This window comes from Labrenzia sp. THAF82 (genome assembly GCF_009363435.1).
GTDB lineage: Bacteria > Pseudomonadota > Alphaproteobacteria > Rhizobiales > Stappiaceae > Roseibium > Roseibium porphyridii.
In genome coordinates, this window is record NZ_CP045354.1 from 4,665,198 (window position 1) to 4,686,241 (window position 21,044).

A 21,044-nucleotide genomic window follows, 5' to 3' on the forward strand; every position below is an offset into this window, starting at 1 on the left:
AGATTCACTTCTTGGCAAGGGCTTTTGGCTAAACTTACAGGCCAAGGGTGGTAAAAACCCCGAGTTATTGGAGAAATAAGTCGCCATGTCGGACACCAGTCCCTCGCTGCAGGCAGATTCGGAAGAGGCCACGGAAATGGTTCCGCGTGCCCGCCGTGCACGTGTGTACAAAAAGGGGAAAATGGTTTTCCAAAACGGTCTGCGTTCCATTCCTTGCATCGTGCGCAACATATCCCAAGGTGGCGCACTGCTGGAATTTGAGCAGGCCTATATGCTCCCCAAGCACTTCGAGCTCTACATCGACTTGGAAGACTATGAAGTCAGCTGCGAACGCCGTTGGGAAGAGGGCTTGCGCTGCGGTGTCATGTTCATCGGTGAGAAGCGGCAAGTGGCGCAAATGCGCGCCCAGTCGCTGAAAACATCAGAAGAAGCCCTGACGAAAGACGACGACCAGTATGTCGATAGTACCGGAGGCTTTTTCGATCGGCGCAAGGCTGACGACAGGCGGCCGGTAAAGCCGGGTGAACCCTTGAGTCGCCCGCGACCTGGTTCGGCCGGCGGGAAACCTACCTTCGGAAAACGTCGCTAAAGGTATTTGGTTCTAGCAGACCTGAAAGCCCCTCAGATCCTCTGACGGGGCTTTTTTACTGCGTTTCTGCTTGGCATCGATTTTTCAACAACTTGCAATCCAAGAGAGACCGCTGTCCATAAAATGAGAATCGCCGAAGGAGCTCTCTTCAGCTGAAACGACGGCGGAATTGCGCTGCCCGCCCGGCTATTCCTGACTGTCCAGAAAGGCCTGCGCCGATTCCCTTGTCTCGTAGATGTGGGAGGCCCCTTTCAAGGTCTCTCCAAGCTTCAGGCGCATGAAAGCCGATCCGGAATACCGGGTCACTGTGTTGTAAAACCGGCTTTCAAGATCAGCGACCATTTCCGCATAGTCGTTGGCAATGTCATCATCCAGGTGAAAACCATCATAATTGACAATCACATCGACACGCTCGCTCAAGGGGCCACAGACCCGCTCCACCTGATCGCGGACCTGCTCCACTTCGGTCCGTGTGCGGATGCGCATCTTTTCAAAGTTGATGAAAAGCCGGTCGTGGGGAGGATCGAGCGCGATACGCTCGGGCAGATCGAGATGCAACAATTCGCGCCTCAGGTCCATTGGCCCTTCAGCAAAGAGACGTGCATCCATCTCCTGGAGTTCACCCATGATCGGTCGGAACCCCATACGGTCCAGGATATCGCGATCGACATCGATGCCCGGTGCAACTTCGGTCAAGACGAGCCCTTCTTCGCTCAGCTTGAAAACGCAACGCTCCGTAACATAAAGCACTGGCTGCCCGAGGCGCGCTGCCCGTCGTCCTGAAAATGTGACTTGTTCCACGTCGCTCAGAAATTTGCGCGACGATCCTTCGTTCACAACCTCCATCCGACCGTCCGTCAACCTGACCTGCAGCCCCTTGGCCGTGAAAGTACCGGCAAAGACAAGCGATTTGGCGTTCTGACTGATATTGATGAACCCACCTGCCCCCGCCAGGCGCGGCCCGAAGCGGGACACATTGACGTTGCCAAGGGCATCAGCCTGAGCAAGCCCAAGACAGGCCATGTCCAGTCCACCGCCGTCATAAAAATCAAATTGCGAGTTCTGGGGAATGACGGCATCGACATCCACGGCCGCACCGAAATCGAGACCGGACGCCGGCTGCCCCCCGACAACCCCAGGCTCTGCCGTCAGGGTGACGTGGTTCAGCATGCCCTCCTCTGCCGCTACCGCGGCCACTCCTTCCGGCATTCCTATGCCGAGGTTTATGACGCCGTTGACCGGAAGCTCAAACGCGCAACGCCTTGCGATGATCTTGCGCGGTCCGAGCGGCATCGCCGGGATTTCACCGGCAGGGGGTCGAATGCGGTTGGTGAAGGCATGGGAAAAGTCAGTCTTGTAGGTCTGCATGTGGTTTTCCGGCTTCGCCACCACCACGGCATCAACCAGAATACCGGGTATCTGGACGTCGCGCGCCTGCAGACTGCGCCCGCGAGCAAGGCGCTCAACCTGCACAATCACCACTCCCCCTGCATTCTTGACCGCCATGGCTTGCGCCAGATTGTCGATCACCAATGCTTCGCGTTCCATCGTGACATTGCCCGCCTCATCCGCCGTTGTGCCGCGCAGCAAGGCAACGGTCAGCTTCGGGGCCGGATAATAAAGATACTCCTCTCCACCCAGTTTCATCAGGTCAATTTGAGGTTCGGTGGACATGTCATTGATAGCGCCGCCGCCATTGCGCGGATCGACGAATGTCTCAAGCCCGACTTTTGACAACATGCCCGGTTTACCGGCTGCGGCGTCCCGGTAGAGTTGGCTGATACACCCCTGAGGCAGGTTCCAGCCCTGAATTTTTCCCGAAACGGCAAGCTCGGCCACTTTCGGGATCAGTCCCCAGTGACCGCCAACCACCTTTTTCAGAAGGCCATCATGACCGAGCCGGTTCAGGCCCCTGTACTTTCCATCTCCCTGACCGGCAGCAAAAAACAACGAGAGGTTTTTGGGTGTCCCGTGCGCCAGAAATCTTGCTTCAATCGCCGCAAGAAGCTCATCAGGAACACCTATACCGACAAAACCGGATGTTGTGATGGTGTCGCCGTCCTTCACCAGGGCAGCGGCATCCGACGCAGAGACAACCTTCCGCCGCATGAAATCCTCCCAGTTGTTTTTTCCAGTTTGGAACGGGCAAGGACGTGGCGTCCAGTGGCAACTTTTTTCTTGTCGATGTTCGTTGGCGTGACAGGGCCAGGAAAAGACACGCGCGTTCGTGGTCTTGCGGTCAACTCAAAGGCTCAACGAAAGGTACAGGCGGCGCTGGACATCCAACGACCAATGCGTCGGATACCGAAATCACGCCAGCAGGTGAAGCCTGTCTTCAGCGCTCCCTTCAGAAGGACATGCGGTCACAATATGCCTGCAATTGCTTACTGCGTAGCGTAGAAAGTCTATCGGATTTTTTTAGAGTGAGGAGAGTTGAAAACCATTTAGAAACAAAGACTTCACGGCGAAGCACTCTGAATGCCGGACAAACAAAAAGGGTGCCGGTTTGCACCAGCACCCCCCTGTTTGGAGCAAGACGCTTGTTTCAGCTGCGTTTCCGAGGAAACGCGATGCCAAATCGATCCTGGTCTCCTGACCTTCAAGCTTCCTTCCAGAAGCCTTTCAGCCCGTGTGCACGAAATCTGGCGGATTTCGAACCCACGCCGGTCTCACGGATAGCCCGCCGTTACCGGTTTGCCGGAGCGCCATCTGCGTCACGTGGCCGCTGAAAGCGCATCCCATGTGGTCTCCCAAAACCTTCTGGTAAGCTCTCCCGAAGGATAACCCCCAGTCAATCTGGGCATGGGCTACTGATTACCCAGTTTGGTGACCCGCTTACCAGGGCGGAACCTGTCTGGCTCAGTAGTTGATATGATAGTGGCCAAATATTTACTTACTGTCTACTGCGATATTTACTTTTCAACATCTACGGAATAAGCCTGTTGACAACTTGTGTATAAAATTACACGCGAGTAAACTTTCCATATTAACTACAAAATCTTATGCGATTTTTCGGATTTTACTTCTGCAACGCAGCAAATAGAGGATATTTCTGCGGCACTGCGTCAATTCATGACTGCTGCGATCAGACGTTTCAGCAGGACACAGCTGAGCTCCGGAAGGGAGCTTTGAAAGGCTTCAAATCTAAAGAGAGAAAGTTGGCTGGGGTGGCAGGATTCGAACCTGCGCATGGCGGTACCAAAAACCGCTGCCTTACCGCTTGGCTACACCCCAAGGCCGTGGGAGAGGTGTATAACGGGGCCGCTTCTGAAGCGCAAGCCTTCCCAGGCTCAATCTTTGAGCTGTTTGGAGTGGTTTTCCCCAGAAGGCTTTGCACCTTGTTTGAACCGACAAGACAGGGCTCGTGTGGAAGCCTATGTAGCGACAGAATTTTCGGAAAATTCTTGGCGCTGACTGCCGTAAAGAAATACCTCTGTTTCAGCCTAACTTTCTGAATTTGTTTTGGAAACCAAAAAAGTCCTACCCGTTTCAGCAATTCTCTTGCGGGATCAAGTCAGCTTTGCTAAATGACCCTCCACGCAGCGGGCCCTTGCCATGCTGTTCCCGATGGATCTAGTCTTATGCGATCCAATAAAGTGTCGGAGTGTAGCGCAGCCTGGTAGCGCACCTCGTTCGGGACGAGGGGGTCGGAGGTTCGAATCCTCTCACTCCGACCATTTTTCCTCTAAAGCGTTGATATACGTTGGTATTCGGCTTCTTGGCAGAACAGGTTTCTTGCGAAGGTTGAGACAGTTCGCTGTTTCGTATGATCAGCATCATCGACTTCGTTCGTTCGCAGTTGCATACTCCTGCTGATTTCAGTCCTGGGCAACAATCATGAAGTTTGTGCTTGCAGTTGTTTATCTTCTTTTGCCGGTTTCACTCGCCAATGCCGCAGACACCCTGAGCCTTCAGGATGCGCGTAAGGTGGCTGGGGACCTTCATTCCAAAAACGTCGTCGTTGCCGGGATGCTTGCCCAGGCAAGTGGCGCGCCGCCAAATCAGCAAAGAGACACCTATCGCGCGGGTGTTCTTGAACTGCTTGACGCCAGTTTGGCGTTTCAATCGAAATGGTCTGCCGACACGCTTGCAGCAACCAGTGCCACTCCGCCCAGAATAAGCGAACTGAATGTATTTTCCCACTGTCTGTGGCTTGCAAACACCCTGACCGAGCTGTCATTTGAGTTGGCTGAAAGCCGACAGTGGAAGGACAGGTTCTCTGAGGAGGTTGCCGAACACACAGGCGCTTGCGACGCTGCGTTGGGTTTGCGGTCTGATGCAAATTGAAGAAAGACCCTCACGCATAAAAGTTTCCTCTCGAGCATCCTTATGCGTTTCCGCTGTGGAGCGCGCTGACATCAAACAATCGCGTTTCTCAGATCAAACAGGCATTTCGTGAAATCCCTGACCAATTTCGACCTTTGAATGTCCGGACGGAACAAGAGAAACGAACGAAAATTGACCGACGGGGCAAACGGTCGAACTTCCAACCCTCTTGCAACAAAACCTTCCACGACAAGCGGATTGACCAGCCCGACTGCGTCTCCGGCAAGCGCCAAGGCACATGTCGTTGTGGACGACGGTGTTTCCACCACATATTCGGGCGATACGCCTGCCTCGGACAAAATGGCGTCGAACCTGTGGCGTGCGCGGTCTTCTGGGGCAAGGCCGATCATCGGCTGACCGGCCAGATCTTCTGGGCCAAGAATGTCGCGCTTTGCCAATGGATGGTGAGGCGACATCGCGATGACGCCGGAGAACCCGCCAAAATGGGTCGTGTCGACGCCGGAGCGGTCGATCTCATCAGCGGCAAGGCCGATATCAAAGTTTCCATCGACGACCTGATTGCGCACCTGGGATGACGGCAAGATCTGAAGCGTTATCCTGACGCGCGGATTGCTCCTTCTGAATTCCTGAATTGCCTTTGGCACCACTTCCGCGCCCAGGGCCGATAACGAAGCGACTTTCAAGTGTCCTGAACCGAAGTCCCGGATCGAGGCCGCGGCGGAGCGCAACCGATCCATACCTTTGAAACTCTCGGAAACCTCACGAAAGAACAGCTGCCCTTCTGTGGTCGGTACCATGCGACCGCGCACCCGATCGAAAAGTGTGAAACCGAGAGACGCTTCCAGTTCAGCAATGCTTCTGCTGACAGCAGGTTGCGTGATCTGCATGAGTTCAGCGGCACGAACCGTCGATCCCGAGATCATAAGGGAATGAAAGGCCTCAAGCTGTCTGAACTTCATACTCTGCGCTCACCATATATAAGTTTAGTGCATAGAACTATGCCGAACTATTAATTGTTTACCAGTCTGGATTTTGCTGTAGTCGGGAAAACATTCAAAGGAAGACCCATGCGCGACGCGACAAGCTGCACGATCCACCCTGCCGTTGACCTGTCGGAGTTTTCGAGCCTGACAGTGCCGACGTATCGCGCATCCACAATCGTGTTTGAAGATGCGCGGTCCTATGCAACGCGCACTCAGCGGGACCTCGACAGCTATTTTTACGGTTTGCACGGAACACCGACGACGCGAACGCTGGAAGCGCAGATCACAAAGCTGGAGAACGGCCTTCGGTCGGTCATCGTGCCTTCAGGCCAGGCCGGAGCGACAATCGTCTTTTTAAGTGTTCTGCACCCGGGAGACACAGTCCTTGTTCCCGACAACGTTTACCCGCCCGTTCTTGATTTTTGCGTCAACTATCTGGAACCGCGCGGCATCCATCACAAGATCTATCGTCCCGACGGCGAAGGCATCGAAAATCTGATTGATCCGTCAGTCAAACTGATCTGGGCGGAAACGCCCGGATCAACAACCATGGAACTGCAGGATTTGCGGATGATCGCTGCCCTTGGCAAGCGACATGGAATCTTGACTGGAGCCGACAATACCTGGGCCACTCCCTTGCAGCTGAAACCTTTGGATCTCGGCATCGACTTTTCAATGCAAGCGCTTTCCAAATATGTGGGCGGGCATTCGGACCTGCTGCTCGGGTCCATCTGCGTCAACGATCTGGAACTGCGCAAGAAGCTGCGCGACACCATGAGAATGCTCGGCATTGGCGTCTCACCCGATGAAGTATCGCTTGCACTGCGTGGTATCGAGACGATGGCGGTGCGGCTTGCACACGTGGGAAAAGTCGCGCTGAACCTTGCTGAAGAACTGGCATCCCGCCTTGAGGCTGGATCAGTGCTGCATCCTGCGCTTCCGGGGTTTCCCCAGCATTTGCTTTGGAAACGCGACTTTTCAGGCGCGAGCGGGGTTTTCAGTATAGTCCTGAGTGAACGTCAGGAACGTCGCCTGGATGAAGGGCTTGATCAGCTCAAAGTCATGGCAATTGGCGCGAGCTGGGGCGGGACACGCAGTCTGGTTGCTCCCATGTCGGTAAAAGACGCGAGGAAGTTCGGGCAAGCGGAACATCAGCGGATCTTTTTGCGGATCAATGTTGGTCTGGAGGACCAGGAGGATCTGCGTGCAGATCTCAACAATCTGTTCGACATTCTATCAAAGTAAGCGGCCCATCGTCGAGTGAGTCGAACGGTTGAAGGTAAGGATTGGAGCAGAATGACCGCGACATTTGCTACACCCACAAGACAATCCGCTGACATTCACCTTCGCTGGATTGGTCGGCTAGTCGGAATGAAGCTGACCGGCACTTCCGGTGGTCCACAGACAAAAACACTGGGCCTTGTCTCTGGTGCTGTTGTTTTGTGGGCGAGTTGGCCGGCGCTTGCAACGGCGGTCGGTCCTGCACCGCCATTCCTGACCTTGGGTGCATCAGCACTGATCGGATTTTTGTTCTCCCTTTTGCTGGCAGCTCGAAAAGGTGCAGCTCACACATTCCTGTCCTTGCCGTTCAAGACGATGGTTTTCGTTGCCCTTGGGCTGATGGGCAACAACGCATTCTATATTGCCGCCATTGGACGGATCGGGCCGGCTGAGGCCAATGTCGTCCACTATCTCTGGCCGGTCTTTCTCGTGCTGCTCGCGTCCATGTTGCAGCAACGCTTGCCGTCTTTGCTTCAGGCGCTTGGCGTTGCTTTCGGATTTGTGGGGGTTGCGGTTGCCCTCTATCCTCAGATGGCAGGAAGCCTTGATGGCATTGGAGTGCTGCTTGGTGTCTTTGGCGCTCTGACCTTCGCGGTCTATTCTGTCGGTCGCTCTCTGGCCAGGATCGAAACGAATGTCGTCGGGCCATCGCTCGGACTTGCCGGGCTCGCCGCACTCAGCGCACATTTTGCCATCGAACCTGCCTACTGGCCGTCCGCCACGGAATGGCTTGCGATCGTTCTCATGGGCATCGGCCCGTTCACGGTTGCAAATATGTTGTGGGACAAAGCCACGCGATCAGGTTCTGCAGCGGCAATTTCCAGCTTCGCCTTTCTGACCCCGCTTGTCGCCATGGGGCTGCTGGCTGCGTTCGGACTTGGCAATGTTACCTCAAACACAATTGTTGGAGCGCTGTTTGCCATCGCCGGAGCCTTGTTGAGTTCAACTTCCAGGCGAAGCGCAACACCTGGCCAGCACGAAGGTAAAGACTGAACATCATCGGCTTGAAAGTTGAGCTGCCTGTCATTCGCTTGCTTCAAAAATATCTTCAATCTTCTTTTCAAACAGCTGAGCGATCTTGAAGGCCAACGGCAGCGATGGATCGTAGCGTCCCGCCTCGATGGCGTTGATGGTTTGCCGGGAAACACTCAAGTAGTCCCCAAGGACAGCCTGGGACCAGCCCCGTTCTGCCCGCAGGGCCTTCAAGCGGTTCTTCATCAAAACACGCCTTCACGTTTCGATATCAGCGTGGTCGCCAAACCCTGCACCGCCCAGAAGATCGGCAACAGCCAGAACACCGGTAGTCTCGGTACGTCAGCCAACCTTTCCAGCTGTCCCCATCCCGATGCGATCATCATCACGCAGGCTATTCCAACGAGCGTTCCCTTGATTTGTATCAGGCGAAGAAATTCGTCGAGTTCCATCGCAAATCGCCATTGCGCCCAAAATGCAATGAAAATTGCCACTATCGGGATGAGCGCCAGTGCGTAGAGCGAATAAGCAGGAAGCGTTTCACTACCGGGGTACCATCGGATCGATGCTGTTCCGACAATGTAGACGATCATCGCCGGGATGAAGATCTTAAAGAAGCGGGAAGTCGCCTGTTCCGTCGTCATGTTGAGTTCTCCGAAAATGGAAAGCTTCCTTTACATATCGATGATTCAACGTAATGTAAAGGTCACTTTACATCATTGCGATAGAACCAACGCCCCAGGCGAGCAACATTTGTCGATGCGTTTGAAGCATTGCCACTTTAAGGCGGCACCGTTCTGACCTACACTTTGATCCCAATCAGCAACGGGCTTGGCAGGACATGCTCATTCCAAATCTGAAACGCATCAAGGTCTCGTCCGTTCATAAACTGAGAAGTTGGCTCGGCAACAGCCCTATCCAAAACCAAAGGGTCATGTTCGTCACGTGCAACAAGACTTCGGCCAGAAAGTTCTTGAGCCGGGAGAGCGTGCAGAAAACGCTGGCCGAATATGGCTGGGCTGTTGAAACGCGTTATACTTTGAATGGAAATCTGGTGGGTCACGTCGCCTCGCTCTCTTGACGCCCATTTTGATGGAGACGCCAAAAACACCGCTTGTGAAGACGCTTATGTCAAAGTCATTTCAATGCTCAGCCGTTTACCCGACACTTGCCGTTCCCAATGTTCTGGACACCTGCAACTGGTATGTCGACCATCTCGGCTTCACCATCAGGTTCGTTTGGGGAGAGCCGCCAACACATGGCGCTGTTCTGCTTGACAAGGCTTGCGTGCATTTCTGGCAAGGTGAGCCTCAACTGGGTGCGAACTGGCTCTATTTTGACGTGAATGACCTGGATGTTGTTTACGCCCGCGCAACGACCAGTCGGGTGAACATCACCCGCGCTCCGGAAACCTATCCGTGGGGAATGCGCGAGTTCAACGCCGTCGATTTAAATGGGTACAACATCCGATTTGGACAGCACATGGGTTCTGACGGCTGACCGCCTTAAACCGACTGGAAGAGGTCGCAGTCTTCTTGTTTCGAGCAGAGCCCGAGCTGATCACTGTAACACTATTTGGAAATTCACCAGCCCAGGCAGCTAGGACGCCTCAGGGGAATGGCAAACGGCCTCGATGTTGTGCCCGTCAGGATCGAGAACGAAAGCTCCATAATAGTCGTTGTGATAGTGGGGCCTCAAGCCGGGTGCACCGTTGTCCCTGCCTCCAGCGTGGAGTGCTGCGGCGTAAAACGCATCAACGCTTGCACGGTCTTTCGACGTCAATGCGATATGCAGCATTCCCCGTGTCGCATTTTCTTCCGCAAGCCAAAACCAGGGCCTGTCGTCGCCGTAACCTGCGACCTTCACGCCGCCTGTGTGTTCCAACGGCACTTCAAACAACCGTTTCACCCCAAGTGATGCGAATGCCTGATCATAGAATTCCACCGATCGGGCGAAGTCAGTCACACCAAAGGTTACGTGGTCTATCACAGAGCTTCTCCAGATCCCGGTTTCACCTTGCTCAAGGTCTAGCACTTATCTTCCCCAGACGCGCTCCAATTAATGCAAATGGAAAGCGAGGGAGAGTTTGCTTTGGTCGTTTTGCGATGACGACAAATTCCGCATTGAGCCAGTTCTTTCCGGCCAAGCTTGACGCTTCGCAGCACAAAGACACAGCACGGCGCACTCATATCTCGCCCGGAAACTACTGATTGCTCATGGCTTTCAGTGGCGGCGAAACATCGTCCGGGATCGGGCAGGCGTAGGGATCTCGTTCCAGAGTGTTCTTGTGAGCCTCGATCGCGTTTTCGAGGACTTTAGTGTCTTCAAAGAGATCAACCGCTGTGCCGGCCATGATCTTAGCCGCCTGTGTCATGCCCTTGTGTGCCGCCGGTGCCTTGCCTTGTGCAGTCAGTTGCCATGTGTGGAACGGGGTTCCAACCGCGCAGGTTGCCACGCGTGCCTGAACGGTCGGGACCGCCCAGCTGACATCGCCGACATCGGTCGACCCCTCCCCGCCTTCGCTTTGCCGGTCAAGCGGAGCGATAAAATCACAAAGTGCCAGGTCCGGGTCGACGTCCGCTCCAATCCGGCGGAAGGAGACGGTGATATTGTCTTCGCTGAGTGTCTCGCGGATCTTTTCTGCGAACTCGCGATCACTGTCGTCGAAATCCGGTGCACCGAGCCGCTCCATATTGCGTTGCATGGTTTCTTCCAACGGGCGATTGCCGAGGAGGTTCGAGACACCGCTTACCACGCTGGTTTCAACCCGTGTTTCAGTCATTAGCGCAGCACCTTCGCCTATTTTGCGCACACGCTCGATCAGATCTCGCAACTCCTTCAGATTGCGCGCCCGGACAAGCTGGCGCACGGTTGCCTTGGACTGCACGACATTTGGTGCAATGCCTCCGGCGTCCAGATAGGCGTAGTGCACCCTGGCATCATCGGGCATATGCTCGCGCATGTAGTTGACACCGACATTCATCAGTTCGATCGCATCAAGTGCGCTGCGGCCAAGCTCCGGCGCACCGGCGGCATGCGCAGCGCGTCCGTGGAAGGTAAAATCAATCCGGGTGTTGGCGAGTGAGCGTGCTTCGTTAACCGCCGTGAAAGTTGCCGGGTGCCAGGAGATTGCCGCATCCACGTCGTCGAAAAGGCCTTCGCGCACCATGAAGGTCTTGGCAGCACCTCCCTCTTCGGCCGGACAGCCATAATACCGAACGCGACCCTTGAGACCGCGTTCTGCAAGGTAGTCCTTGACGGCTGAGGCTGCCATAAGTGCAGCCGATCCCAGAAGATTGTGCCCACAGCCATGACCTGGTCCGCCTGTTTCCACCGGTTCGTGCTCGGCAACCCCTGCGACCTGTCCAAGCTCGGGAAGAGCATCAAACTCTCCAAGAATTGCGATCACCGGTCCTTCGTCGCCAGCCTCACCGACAATTGCGGTCGGTATTCCAGCAATACCTTCGTTGATCCGGAAACCTTCCTGCTCAAGCATTTTCTTGTGTTCAGCCACCGATTTGAATTCGGTATATGCGATCTCCGGGAGGTCAAAAACGCGGTCTGACAGACCGATATAGTCCTCACGGCGTTTATCCACCAGATCCCAGACCCGATCAGTGTTTTTCATGTTTTCCTCCAAGAATTGGCAATAGATCTGCGTCACCGCGAAGATGCGGAGCAGCAGTCATTCGATTAGTTCTGTCGTTGTCCACCAGGCTGGCCGGCCCGAGCGGACATGGGCACGCGCCCGCGTCCAGTCAGCTACGGGACAGAGGGCCAGGATTTCCGGTGACTGAGATCATGTGTCCTTCCAATAGTGGCAGGCGACCGAACGCGCATTTCCGAAACTCACAAGGCCTGGTTGCTCTTGGCGACAGAGGTCCTTTGCATGCGGACAGCGCGGGTTGAAGTAACACCCGTCCGGCGGCGCCAGCGGAGATGGAATTTCTCCTTCGATTGGAGCGAAGTCGCGTTTGCGCTGATCGAGACGCGGCGCTTCTGCCAACAGAGCGCGCGTATATGGGTGCTTGGGTGCGCTGAATATGTCTTCGGTCGAAGCGCTTTCCACAATCCGACCGAGATACATGATGGCAACACGGTCAGCGATATGCTCAACGACACTAAGGTCATGGCTGATGAACAGATAAGTCAATCCGAACTCTTCGCGCAGATCCATGAAGAGGTTGATTACCTGGGCCTGGATGGAAACATCCAGTGCGGCAATCGCCTCATCGCAGACAAGAAATTTCGGCTTGACGGCAAGTGCTCTGGCAATACCGATACGCTGTCTCTGACCACCGGAGAACTGGTGGGCGTAGCGCTTCTTCAAGGAGGGATCGAGCCCCACCTTCCGCATAATGTCGTCGACATAGTCAGACGCTTCAGAGCGGGAGACAATGCCATGGACCCTTGGGGCCTCACCAATGATATCCTCAACCCGCATTCTCGGGTTCAGGCTGGCAAACGGGTCCTGAAAGATCATCTGCACGGCAAGGGTTGCCGCTCTTTTCTCAGCGCTCGACATGGTCGCGACATCAGAGCCCTGAAAGAGAAGCCGTCCGGCACTAGGTGCGTGGATACCGGCCACGACACGGCCAAGGGTGGATTTACCGCAGCCAGATTCCCCGACCAGACCAAGTACCTCACCCTGATGGATCTCGAGATTGACCTCGTCCACCGCGTGAACGACTTCCTCATGGATATCTGCGCCGAGTTTCCGGGCAATCTTTCCGGCAACATCTAGCCGTTTTGCGAAGCGTTTGGAGACGTCTTTGATCTCTACCAGCGGGGTCGTCATTCTGCGGCCACCTGTGACTGAGGGTGGTAACAGCGCAGTTCGCGGTTTGCCACCTGCTCCACTGGAGGCGGCACCTGACACGCATCGCTGGCAAAGCCGCAACGGGGTGAAAAGGCGCATCCTTCAGGAAGCGCCAGCATGTTCGGTGTCATGCCCTCGATCTGGAACAGGCGCTCCCCTCGGTTGTTTGCCGTCGGAACGGACCCGAGCAATCCGACCGTATAAGGGTGAAGCGGCCTGTCGATAATGTCGTCGGTCTCTCCTTGCTCGACAATCTTGCCGGCATACATGACAGAAATCCTGTCGGCGAGCCCGGCAACGACCGCAAGATCGTGCGTGATCCAGATCATCGCCGTCCCGGTTTGTTTCGTCAGTTTCTGCGCCTCGTAAATGATCTGCGCCTGAATGGTCACGTCGAGGGCTGTTGTCGGCTCATCCGCGATGATCAGATCCGGTTTGTTCAGGAAGGCAATGGCGATGGACACACGCTGGCGCATGCCGCCTGACAGTTGGTGCGGATAAGCCCGGAGACGCTCTTCCGGCGAGGGAATACCAACCAGTCCAAGCGCGTCACGGCAGCGTTCCCATGCTTCCTTCTTGGGCACGGTTTCATGTGCCAGGATCGCTTCCATCATTTGCGTATCGATGCGCAAGACCGGATTGAGCGTCATCATGGGATCCTGAAAGATCATTGAAATCCGATTGCCGCGTATGGATTTGAGCGTCTCCTCGGGAGCGCCCGCGATATCCTCACCGTTGAACCTGATGGCGCCGTCAACGATCCGGCCAGGCTGGTCAATCAGGCCGATGATGGAAAAGCCCGTAATCGACTTGCCAGAGCCCGATTCACCAACGAGACCCATGACCTCGCCTTTTCGCACCGAAAAATCGACGCCATCGACAGCCTTTACGACACCGGCATGGGTGAAGAAATGCGTCTTCAGACCGCTTACTTCTAGGACAGCCGTCATTTCTTCATCCTCGGATTGAGAACGTCGCGCAGCTGGTCGCCGACGAGGTTGATCGATGCAACGGTCAAGAGCAGCGCGATGCCGGGAAAAACGGAAATCCAGTACCGGCCAGACAACATGTACTCAAAGCCGTTGGCGATCAGTACGCCAAGCGATGGCTCGGTTTGCGGCAGTCCAACACCAAGAAAAGAGAGGGTTGCCTCAAGAGAAACGGCATGTGCGGTCTGTACCGTGCCGACCACGATCAGCGGAGCAAGACAATTGGGCAAAATGTGCCTGAAGACAACGCGCATCCTGGAAAGGCCAAGGCATTGCGCCGCTTCAACATATTCCTTGCCGCGTTCCACCAGTGCCGTCGCCCGGACGGTTCGCGCGTAATAGGCCCATTGCGCAACCACGAGCGCGAGGATGATCTTGTCGACGCCTTTGCCGAGCGCGGCGACCAGCATCAGAGCAACCAGGGAGGCGGGGAAAGACAGTTGCAAGTCCACCACTCTCATGATGATTGCTTCCATCCGGCCGCCGGAATAGGCAGCGATCAGTCCAACCGCCATACCAATAAAAAGAGCAATCACGCCTGAGGCCAAGCCGACCGAAATTGAGATCCGCAGGCCATACAGGATCGCCGAATAGAGATCTCTTCCAGCACCATCCGAGCCAAGCCACATGGTGTAACCGGCAAAGGCTTCAGAACCTGGCGGTAGTCGTCCATCCAGGACATCGACCTGCCCCAGGTCATAGGGGTTTTGGGGTGTTATCCAAGGTGCTAGCACCGCCAGGAGAATAATTACCATCAGGATAACAAACGCCGTTGCCGCAATGCGGCTTTCGAAGAACTCGGCCCTGAACCGCTGAAACGGCGTTTCGACCTTGGCCGTTACCTGCCCTGAAGTCTGGATCGTTGTATCGGTCATGCGCCCTGATCCTGTAGGCGGACCCTCGGGTCCAGAATGGAATAGAGAATGTCAACGACCAGATTGATCAGGACAAAGAACAGAACCATGATCATCAGGTAGGCCACGACCACAGGGCGATCGAGTTGCAGGATTGCGTCGATCAGCAACTTGCCCATGCCTGGCCAGGCGAAAATCGTCTCCGTCACGACCGAGAACCCGATCAGACTGCCGAATTCCAGCCCCATCACGGTCACCACCGGGATCATGATGTTTTTCATCACATGCACGAAAATGATGCGACTGGTCGATACGCCCTTGGCGCGGGCATATTTGACGTAGTCCTGGCCCATCGCCTCGCGGACCCCTGCCCGCGTCAGCCGGATTGCCAGGGAAATCTTCAAGAGCGACAAGTTAAGGGCCGGCAGAAAGATGTGTCGGATCCCGTCCCAAGTGGCCAGACTTGTCTGAATTCCAAAAATCGATGCCGTGTCGCCGCGGCCCGTTGAAGGCAGCCACCCAAGTTCGACGGCAAACAGAAGTATCAGCATCAGGCCAACCCAGAAGGTCGGTAACGAGAAGCCGAGAATGGACCCGGCCATGATGCCTTTTGACACCGGGTTGTCGGGATAAAGTCCGGAGAAGAGACCCAGCGGAATGCCGAGGACGATCGATAGAAACAGCGCGCTGAATGCCAGCTCCAGCGTTGCCGGCATGTGGTGAAGGATCAGTTTTAAAGCCGGTTCACCGAAGACGAAGGAATCTCCGAGATTGCCCTGAGCTGCACCTTTCAGAAAAAGGAAGTACTGCTCCCAAATCGGACGATCGAGCCCCAGTCGGCGGATAGCTGCTTCAATATCTGCCTGATCCGCATCAGGACTGACGAACATATAGACCGGGTCGCCGACGATATTCACGCCGAAAAAGACGATCACGGACATGAGAAAGACGACAAAGAACGCCTGCATCAACCGACGGATGACGAATACAGTCATGGGGATTTCCCGACTTAAGGAAGGCCCGGGCCACTACAGGTAGCGGCCCGGAAGGATCGACTATTCCTTCACGACACCCGTTGCGAGGGTGTATTCGTCGGTCCGCGGAATGTACTTCAAGCCCTTCTTGGCCGCCCAGGTATTGACCTGGAAATGCGTCGGGATGATCGCAACATCCTCAATGGCCATTTCGGTGGATTTGGCCAACAGGTCCTGACGCTTCTCGTCGTCCACGGTGCTCAGAGCTTCCTCGATCAGCGCATCGATCTCCGCATTGGAGTGCCGACCACGATTAGAAGACCCGAAACCCTTATCCTTGTCATAGGTGTGGATGAGAGACTTGAGCGGCGAAGACGCTTCACCCGACCCAGCACCCCATCCAACGAGGATGAAGCTGAACTCGGGCAGTCCGTCCGGGCTGCCGCGAGAAGCGCGCCCGAAATAGACAGAACGCGGCATTGTCTCAACCGCTGTCTTGATGCCAATTCTTGTCAGCATCTGGCCAATTGCCTCGGCGATCTTGGCATCGTTGATGTAGCGATCATTCGGGCCGTGGATGGTCATCTGGAAACCGTCACCATACCCGGCTTCCGCCAGCAAAGCCTTCGCCCCTTCAGGATCGTATGCAACAGGTTGCAGTTTGTCCGAGACGCCGAAAAAGCCTTCCGGCAGCAGCTGCCCGGCAGGCAGCGCCACGCCTTCCATCACGCGTTCCACGATGGCATCACGGTTGATTGCCTTCGAGATTGCCAGTCGAACGCGCTGATCCATGAGCGGGTTCTTGATAGCGCCGCCATCATTGTTCTTGACGAAGGGAGAGTCCTCGCGGAACTGATCCATATGCAAGTAGATGACGCGGTTTGAAACGCCCTGACTCAATTGAATGTCGTCTTTTGACTCAAGCGTTTTGATGTCCGTTGTCGGAACACCCGCTATCATGTCCACATCGCCGGCCAACAACGCCGCGACACGGCTCGGTCCGGACTTGATCGGACGGAATTCCACTTCGCTCCACACTGGAGCATCGCCCCAATAGTCCTCATTGCGAACAAGTGTGATGCTTTCGCCGGGCTTATAATTCGAGAACTTGAAAGGACCGGTTCCGACAGCTGCGGTGCCAGCATTAAAATCTTCCGTTGCAGCCCCGCATCCGGCACTGTCGGAAATGACCGGAATGGTCGAAATATCGTTTGCCATCAGCGGGTAAGGCGCTTCAGTGATGGCATGTACCGTGTAATCGTCGATCTTCTTGAAGGTCTTGCCTTTCAAGTACGTTCCATAACCGGACGGCGAATTCGGCACCTCTGGTGCTCGTTCCATGGTGCAAATGACATCGTCAGCATTGAAGTCACTGCCGTCATGGAATTTGACGCCTTCGCGCAGTTTGAATTCCCAGGTCAGATCGTCAATCGGCTTCCAGGAGACAGCGAGGCCCGGCGACAGGCGCTGCTTCTCGTCCTGTGCGATCAGGCGATCGAACAGGTGAACCGACATTGCGTTGTTCGGTCCCAAGTTGTGAAAATGAGGATCCATAGACGTTGGTTCGGACGCTAGGCCAATGGTGAGCTTCTCTGCGAAAGCCGCTCCGGTAAACAACGCCAGAGCGCTTACTGTAGCCGCAGCCGCGGCTGTAAGTTTTATCATGACTGTGTAACTCCCTCGGAAGGTGCGGTGTCCTTTTCCGGACTTTTTGCCGCACGATGAAAAGGATGTTAGCTTGCAGAAAATTCATTGCCAACAGTAAAGTTAATGCATTTTTGCATAGGCCAATTCAACATAACCAACCACCCTCCTCACGTTGGAAACACGACAATCATGGCAGAACACCGTCACAGACTGCGAGAAATGGAGGCGCTCAGAGCGCTTGTGACGACTGGGACAACAATCGGGGCCGCACGAAGACTGGGGGTCTCGCAGTCCTCCATCAGCCGCGCATTGGGACAACTGGAACAGCGCGTTGGACGCAGCCTCTTTTTACGCAGCTCCGGCAAGATCGAACCGACGGCTGCTGCGCTCAGGCTGAATGAACAACTCGATCCGCTCTTTGAAACGCTCGCTCTGATCGAAGGCGCGGAGTGGGCAGCGGCGGACGAAGAACCTTTGCGCCTTATCGTACCGCCCACCTTGGCGCATAATTTTGTCATCAAGCAGGTTGCAGCCTTTTTAAAGCAAAACCCGGGCAAGAGCCTTCAACTGGATATTCAAGCAACGGACGTGCTTGTCTCAGGCATCCTGGACCTGCGGTATGACCTTGGCCTGACCAGCGCCATGATCCAGCGTTCCGGTGTGACACTTGTGCCCTGGCGGCGGTCGCAGGTCGTGTGCGCCATGCCAACCGGCCATCCTCTGGAACAGAAAGAGATCATCACCCCGTCCGACCTTGAAGACGTTGAACTCATCGAGTTCTTGAGGCGGCTCGGAACGCGGGCAATCACAGAACAGGTCTTTGCCCGGGCGGGTGTTCGCCCGCGCACCGTTGCTGAAACTGCAACAAACATGGCAGCGCTTGAATTGGTCCGGGAAGGCCTTGGTGTCACGCTCCTCAATCCCTTTCCGGTATTGGCCGGGGGGATGGCGGATATCACGGTCAGGCCGTTCGACGCGCCAATCACCTACAACACCAGCTTCGTCTTGCCGACCGGGCGACAGCCCTCCGAGCTCGCCCAGCAATTTATGGAATATGTCAAAGTCACCACTCCGCCTGACGAATACTCGGAGACCGTTTAGCTTTGGTCGGCGCTCTCCCAATTTGTGTCCGGGTCCAATGGGAAACTCGGACGTGGAAGAAACTCAAAGGGCCAGCGCTCAAGCACCGGGCTGGTCAGGCCAGCGGTGTCGATTTCGAAAACCTGATCGGGTGCGAACCATTTCGCAAATCCGGCACGGAAATGTCCTCGGGACTTGACCACCACGCACTTGGCGCTGCCGACGTCCAACCCAAGCATATGGAAAAACACCGGGTCCGCCGTCTGTGTACGATCGGAAATGACAACAACGCGGATCCCGCCGAGATCGAGAGCTGCGCAAGGACCGAGATGAAGCCGGCGGCCCTTTGTCATGCCGCGTTCCCCCACAACATTGCCGTCATGCAAGGCAAGCACCTTGGCCGAAGCATCGAACGGCCTGTCCCATTTCTCCCAGACCTCAGCACCCGCGCTGCGGTTGAACCTCGCGGTAAAACTGGCACCAACGCCAACCGCATGAGCTTCATGGGCAAGGTCAGGGTCGAAAAACGAACCATAAAGAACGCGATCGGCGCCGCTTTCCTTGAGCGCTTCAAGAAGCTCTGTCGTGCGCCCCGATCCACCGCCCCCTGGGTTGTCGCCGGCGTCCGAAAAGATCACCGGCAATTTTCCGGGACTGAGCGCAATCGCAGCAGCCTGTTGCACCGAAGTCAGAACGCGCGAGAAGCTTTCTCGTTGGTTCCAGGCGCGTTGCGCAATTTCCAGAGCCAGATCATCTGCGAGCTTCTGATCCTCTCGCGCTGTCACGACCACGCTCAAGCCGTTGTCCGGCGTGTCGGAGAATACAAAATTGCCGAACACCGAGACATTGATAATCGCACTGCCCAGCTCTGCCTGTCTTTGCTGTCCGAAATTGATCAACTCACCGTAAGGAGCCTCGGCACTCAAGAGGGTCACGGAGGTCGGAACGATCGGTGGTTTTTGAAGCGCTGTCTTCGGCCTTCTTCCGCTTGCCAGGCAACGCCGCAACGAAAAGGCTGCTTCTTCTCCTCGTTCAATCATATCGACATGAGGATTTGTCCGGTAGCCAACGATCAGGTCGCAAGCGTCTGCCATCTTCGGCGAAATGTTTGCGTGAAGATCGAGCGTACTGACAATGATCGGCTCTTGACCGACACGCGACCGGACACGCTCCATCAGCTCTCCATCGGGGTCGTGAAGATGTTCGGCGACCATAGCGCCGTGATTGCAAATGTAGACCGCATCGACTGGCCCCGCTTCGGTCAATTGAGCGATTACACTGTCGGATATTTTTTCAAACACCTCCCGTTCAACGGGCCCCGCCGGGTGACTGGCTGCAAGCGTACAGGGCACCGGTTGCCAGGGACCCGTCGCATCCATGGCGCGGACAAATGCGGCGAACTCGGCAGCAAGCGCAGGAGTTTCCGAGCGGGCTTCTTCAAGCAGTTCTTCGCCAGCCATCCATGTCAGCGAACGAAAGTCTTCTTCCCTTGCCGGACGCGCGAAGCGGTTCGATTCCAAAATCATGCCCAGCAAAGCAACCTTGGGTGTGTGCACCAGTGTCTCTCCTCACGCCTGTCTTAATGAAAAAGGAGCACGTTCCCGTGGCCGAAATCAACATTCCGAACGAATACCCAGTTGAACTCAAGGCTCCCGATCTTTCGCCATACAAGTCCGGAAATTCAGGTATCCCCTACATCTGGCGGTTTGACAGCGGCAAGGCCGGGGCAAATGTGATGATCAGCGCAATCGTTCATGGCAACGAGCCTTGCGGAGCGATTGCGCTCGACTGGTTACTGAAAAGAGACGTGAGGCCGGCGGCTGGCAGCCTGACCTTGGCCTTCATGAACATTGCTGCCTATGAGGCCTTCAACCCGGCAGACCCGAATGCAACAAGGTGGATTGACGAGGACTTCAACCGGGTCTGGGATGTCGCGGTACTTGAAGGAGACCGAGAAAGTGTCGAATTGCGCAGAGCGCGGGAGGTTCGACCGGCGCTGACTGACATCGATTACCTCCTCGACATTCACAGTATGCAGCATCTTGCGCCCCCGTTGATGATGTCGGGTCGCCAGAAACGCGCAAAGACGCTCGCAAGGAGCGTTGGCGTGCCGGAACGGGTCGTTGGTGATGCAGGCCATGCCGAAGGTCGTCGCATGCGTGACTATGGAGCCTTCGACGATCCTGATGCGGGAAATACAGCGCTTTTGATCGAATGCGGTCAGCATTGGCAGGCTTCGGCAGAGGATCTTGCAAAGGAGGCTGCTATCCGTTTTCTGGTTGCCACACGGACACTTGGCAAGGAAGCTTTAGCGGCATTTTCCAAACCGAGTGTCGCGCAATCCGCATTCACCGTTGTTGAGGCAATCACCATTCAAAACGAAGGATTCGTCTTTTCAAAACCGTTTTCAGGGGGAGAAGTTATCGCGCAGAAAGGAACATTGATCGGATATGATGGGACAACTCCCGTTCGAACGCCTGAAGACGATCTCATGCTCGTGATGCCTTCCAAGCGCCTCTGGCGCGGACAGACGGCAGTAAGACTGGCAAGGCGTGATACCTGACAAGAT

General features: G+C 55.6%; 19 protein-coding genes and 2 tRNA genes. 8 read left to right on the forward strand and 13 right to left on the reverse strand.

Going from position 1 to position 21,044, the window contains the following annotated elements:
* The first annotated feature begins 85 nt into the window (after positions 1 to 85).
* Positions 86 to 589, forward strand: a complete 504-nt coding sequence (locus tag FIV00_RS21465; protein WP_152502674.1) for a PilZ domain-containing protein — start codon at positions 86 to 88, stop codon at positions 587 to 589.
* Positions 590 to 775: 186 nt separating this feature from the next.
* On the opposite strand, the gene FIV00_RS21470 is transcribed toward FIV00_RS21465, so the two are convergent.
* Together FIV00_RS21470 and FIV00_RS21475 are read right to left on the reverse strand one after the other, a co-directional pair.
* On the reverse strand, positions 776 to 2,698 hold the full coding sequence (locus FIV00_RS21470) for an acyl CoA:acetate/3-ketoacid CoA transferase (RefSeq protein ID WP_152502675.1): 1,923 nt from the start codon (positions 2,696 to 2,698) through the stop codon (positions 776 to 778).
* Between the two features lie 1,050 nt (positions 2,699 to 3,748).
* Positions 3,749 to 3,823: transfer RNA gene (locus FIV00_RS21475), tRNA-Gln, on the reverse strand.
* Positions 3,824 to 4,189: 366 nt separating this feature from the next.
* Here FIV00_RS21475 and FIV00_RS21480 point away from each other — a divergent pair.
* Both FIV00_RS21480 and FIV00_RS21485 read left to right on the forward strand, forming a co-directional pair.
* Positions 4,190 to 4,266, forward strand: a tRNA-Pro gene (locus FIV00_RS21480).
* 160 nt (positions 4,267 to 4,426) lie between these two features.
* Complete coding sequence (locus FIV00_RS21485; protein WP_152502676.1) at positions 4,427 to 4,876, forward strand: hypothetical protein; 450 nt, start codon at positions 4,427 to 4,429, stop codon at positions 4,874 to 4,876.
* 71 nt (positions 4,877 to 4,947) lie between these two features.
* Here FIV00_RS21485 and FIV00_RS21490 read toward each other — a convergent pair whose 3' ends face one another.
* Positions 4,948 to 5,835 (reverse strand): LysR substrate-binding domain-containing protein, encoded by an 888-nt coding sequence (locus tag FIV00_RS21490; protein WP_152502677.1) that lies wholly within the window; start codon positions 5,833 to 5,835, stop codon positions 4,948 to 4,950.
* A gap of 108 nt (positions 5,836 to 5,943) precedes the next feature.
* Between FIV00_RS21490 and FIV00_RS21495 the strand changes: the two genes are divergently transcribed.
* Positions 5,944 to 7,104, forward strand: coding sequence for a PLP-dependent aspartate aminotransferase family protein (locus FIV00_RS21495; protein WP_152502678.1), 1,161 nt, complete (start codon positions 5,944 to 5,946; stop codon positions 7,102 to 7,104).
* 51 nt (positions 7,105 to 7,155) lie between these two features.
* A complete protein-coding gene (locus FIV00_RS21500) occupies positions 7,156 to 8,133 on the forward strand; it encodes a DMT family transporter (protein WP_152502679.1) in 978 nt (325 codons plus the stop codon).
* A 30-nt stretch (positions 8,134 to 8,163) separates the two neighbouring features.
* On the opposite strand, the gene FIV00_RS21505 is transcribed toward FIV00_RS21500, so the two are convergent.
* Positions 8,164 to 8,358 carry a helix-turn-helix transcriptional regulator gene (locus tag FIV00_RS21505; protein ID WP_152502680.1) on the reverse strand — a complete coding sequence of 65 codons (195 nt, stop codon included), beginning with the start codon at positions 8,356 to 8,358 and terminating at the stop codon, positions 8,164 to 8,166.
* Complete coding sequence (locus FIV00_RS21510; protein WP_152502681.1) at positions 8,358 to 8,756, reverse strand: hypothetical protein; 399 nt, start codon at positions 8,754 to 8,756, stop codon at positions 8,358 to 8,360. The genes FIV00_RS21505 and FIV00_RS21510 overlap by 1 nt, the downstream gene beginning before the upstream one ends.
* Before the next feature lie 484 nt (positions 8,757 to 9,240).
* Between FIV00_RS21510 and FIV00_RS21515 the strand changes: the two genes are divergently transcribed.
* On the forward strand, positions 9,241 to 9,612 hold the full coding sequence (locus FIV00_RS21515; RefSeq protein ID WP_209006652.1) for a glyoxalase/bleomycin resistance/extradiol dioxygenase family protein: 372 nt from the start codon (positions 9,241 to 9,243) through the stop codon (positions 9,610 to 9,612).
* 99 nt (positions 9,613 to 9,711) lie between these two features.
* On the opposite strand, the gene FIV00_RS21520 is transcribed toward FIV00_RS21515, so the two are convergent.
* From FIV00_RS21520 to FIV00_RS21550, 7 genes are all read right to left on the reverse strand, one after another.
* Positions 9,712 to 10,101, reverse strand: coding sequence for a VOC family protein (locus FIV00_RS21520; RefSeq protein ID WP_152502683.1), 390 nt, complete (start codon positions 10,099 to 10,101; stop codon positions 9,712 to 9,714).
* A 214-nt stretch (positions 10,102 to 10,315) separates the two neighbouring features.
* Positions 10,316 to 11,740 (reverse strand): M20 family metallopeptidase, encoded by a 1,425-nt coding sequence (locus tag FIV00_RS21525; RefSeq protein WP_152502684.1) that lies wholly within the window; start codon positions 11,738 to 11,740, stop codon positions 10,316 to 10,318.
* A 171-nt stretch (positions 11,741 to 11,911) separates the two neighbouring features.
* Positions 11,912 to 12,910, reverse strand: a complete 999-nt coding sequence (locus FIV00_RS21530) for an ABC transporter ATP-binding protein (RefSeq protein WP_152502685.1) — start codon at positions 12,908 to 12,910, stop codon at positions 11,912 to 11,914.
* Positions 12,907 to 13,881 carry an ABC transporter ATP-binding protein gene (locus FIV00_RS21535; RefSeq protein ID WP_152502686.1) on the reverse strand — a complete coding sequence of 325 codons (975 nt, stop codon included), beginning with the start codon at positions 13,879 to 13,881 and terminating at the stop codon, positions 12,907 to 12,909. Before FIV00_RS21535 ends, FIV00_RS21530 begins: the two co-directional genes overlap by 4 nt.
* Complete coding sequence (locus tag FIV00_RS21540; RefSeq protein WP_152502687.1) at positions 13,878 to 14,795, reverse strand: ABC transporter permease; 918 nt, start codon at positions 14,793 to 14,795, stop codon at positions 13,878 to 13,880. The genes FIV00_RS21535 and FIV00_RS21540 overlap by 4 nt, the downstream gene beginning before the upstream one ends.
* Positions 14,792 to 15,769, reverse strand: coding sequence for an ABC transporter permease (locus FIV00_RS21545; protein WP_152502688.1), 978 nt, complete (start codon positions 15,767 to 15,769; stop codon positions 14,792 to 14,794). Before FIV00_RS21545 ends, FIV00_RS21540 begins: the two co-directional genes overlap by 4 nt.
* 60 nt (positions 15,770 to 15,829) lie before the next feature.
* A complete protein-coding gene (locus tag FIV00_RS21550; RefSeq protein WP_152502689.1) occupies positions 15,830 to 17,413 on the reverse strand; it encodes an ABC transporter substrate-binding protein in 1,584 nt (527 codons plus the stop codon).
* Between the two features lie 171 nt (positions 17,414 to 17,584).
* Between FIV00_RS21550 and FIV00_RS21555 the strand changes: the two genes are divergently transcribed.
* Positions 17,585 to 18,496 (forward strand): LysR family transcriptional regulator, encoded by a 912-nt coding sequence (locus FIV00_RS21555; protein ID WP_209006653.1) that lies wholly within the window; start codon positions 17,585 to 17,587, stop codon positions 18,494 to 18,496.
* Here the strand turns inward: FIV00_RS21555 and FIV00_RS21560 are convergent.
* Complete coding sequence (locus FIV00_RS21560) at positions 18,493 to 20,031, reverse strand: M81 family metallopeptidase (protein WP_209006654.1); 1,539 nt, start codon at positions 20,029 to 20,031, stop codon at positions 18,493 to 18,495. The two genes, FIV00_RS21555 and FIV00_RS21560, sit on opposite strands and share 4 nt — an antisense overlap.
* Positions 20,032 to 20,078: 47 nt before the next feature.
* Here FIV00_RS21560 and FIV00_RS21565 point away from each other — a divergent pair, with 47 nt between their 5' ends.
* Positions 20,079 to 21,038 carry a succinylglutamate desuccinylase/aspartoacylase family protein gene (locus FIV00_RS21565; protein ID WP_209006655.1) on the forward strand — a complete coding sequence of 320 codons (960 nt, stop codon included), beginning with the start codon at positions 20,079 to 20,081 and terminating at the stop codon, positions 21,036 to 21,038.
* Positions 21,039 to 21,044 lie beyond the last annotated feature (6 nt).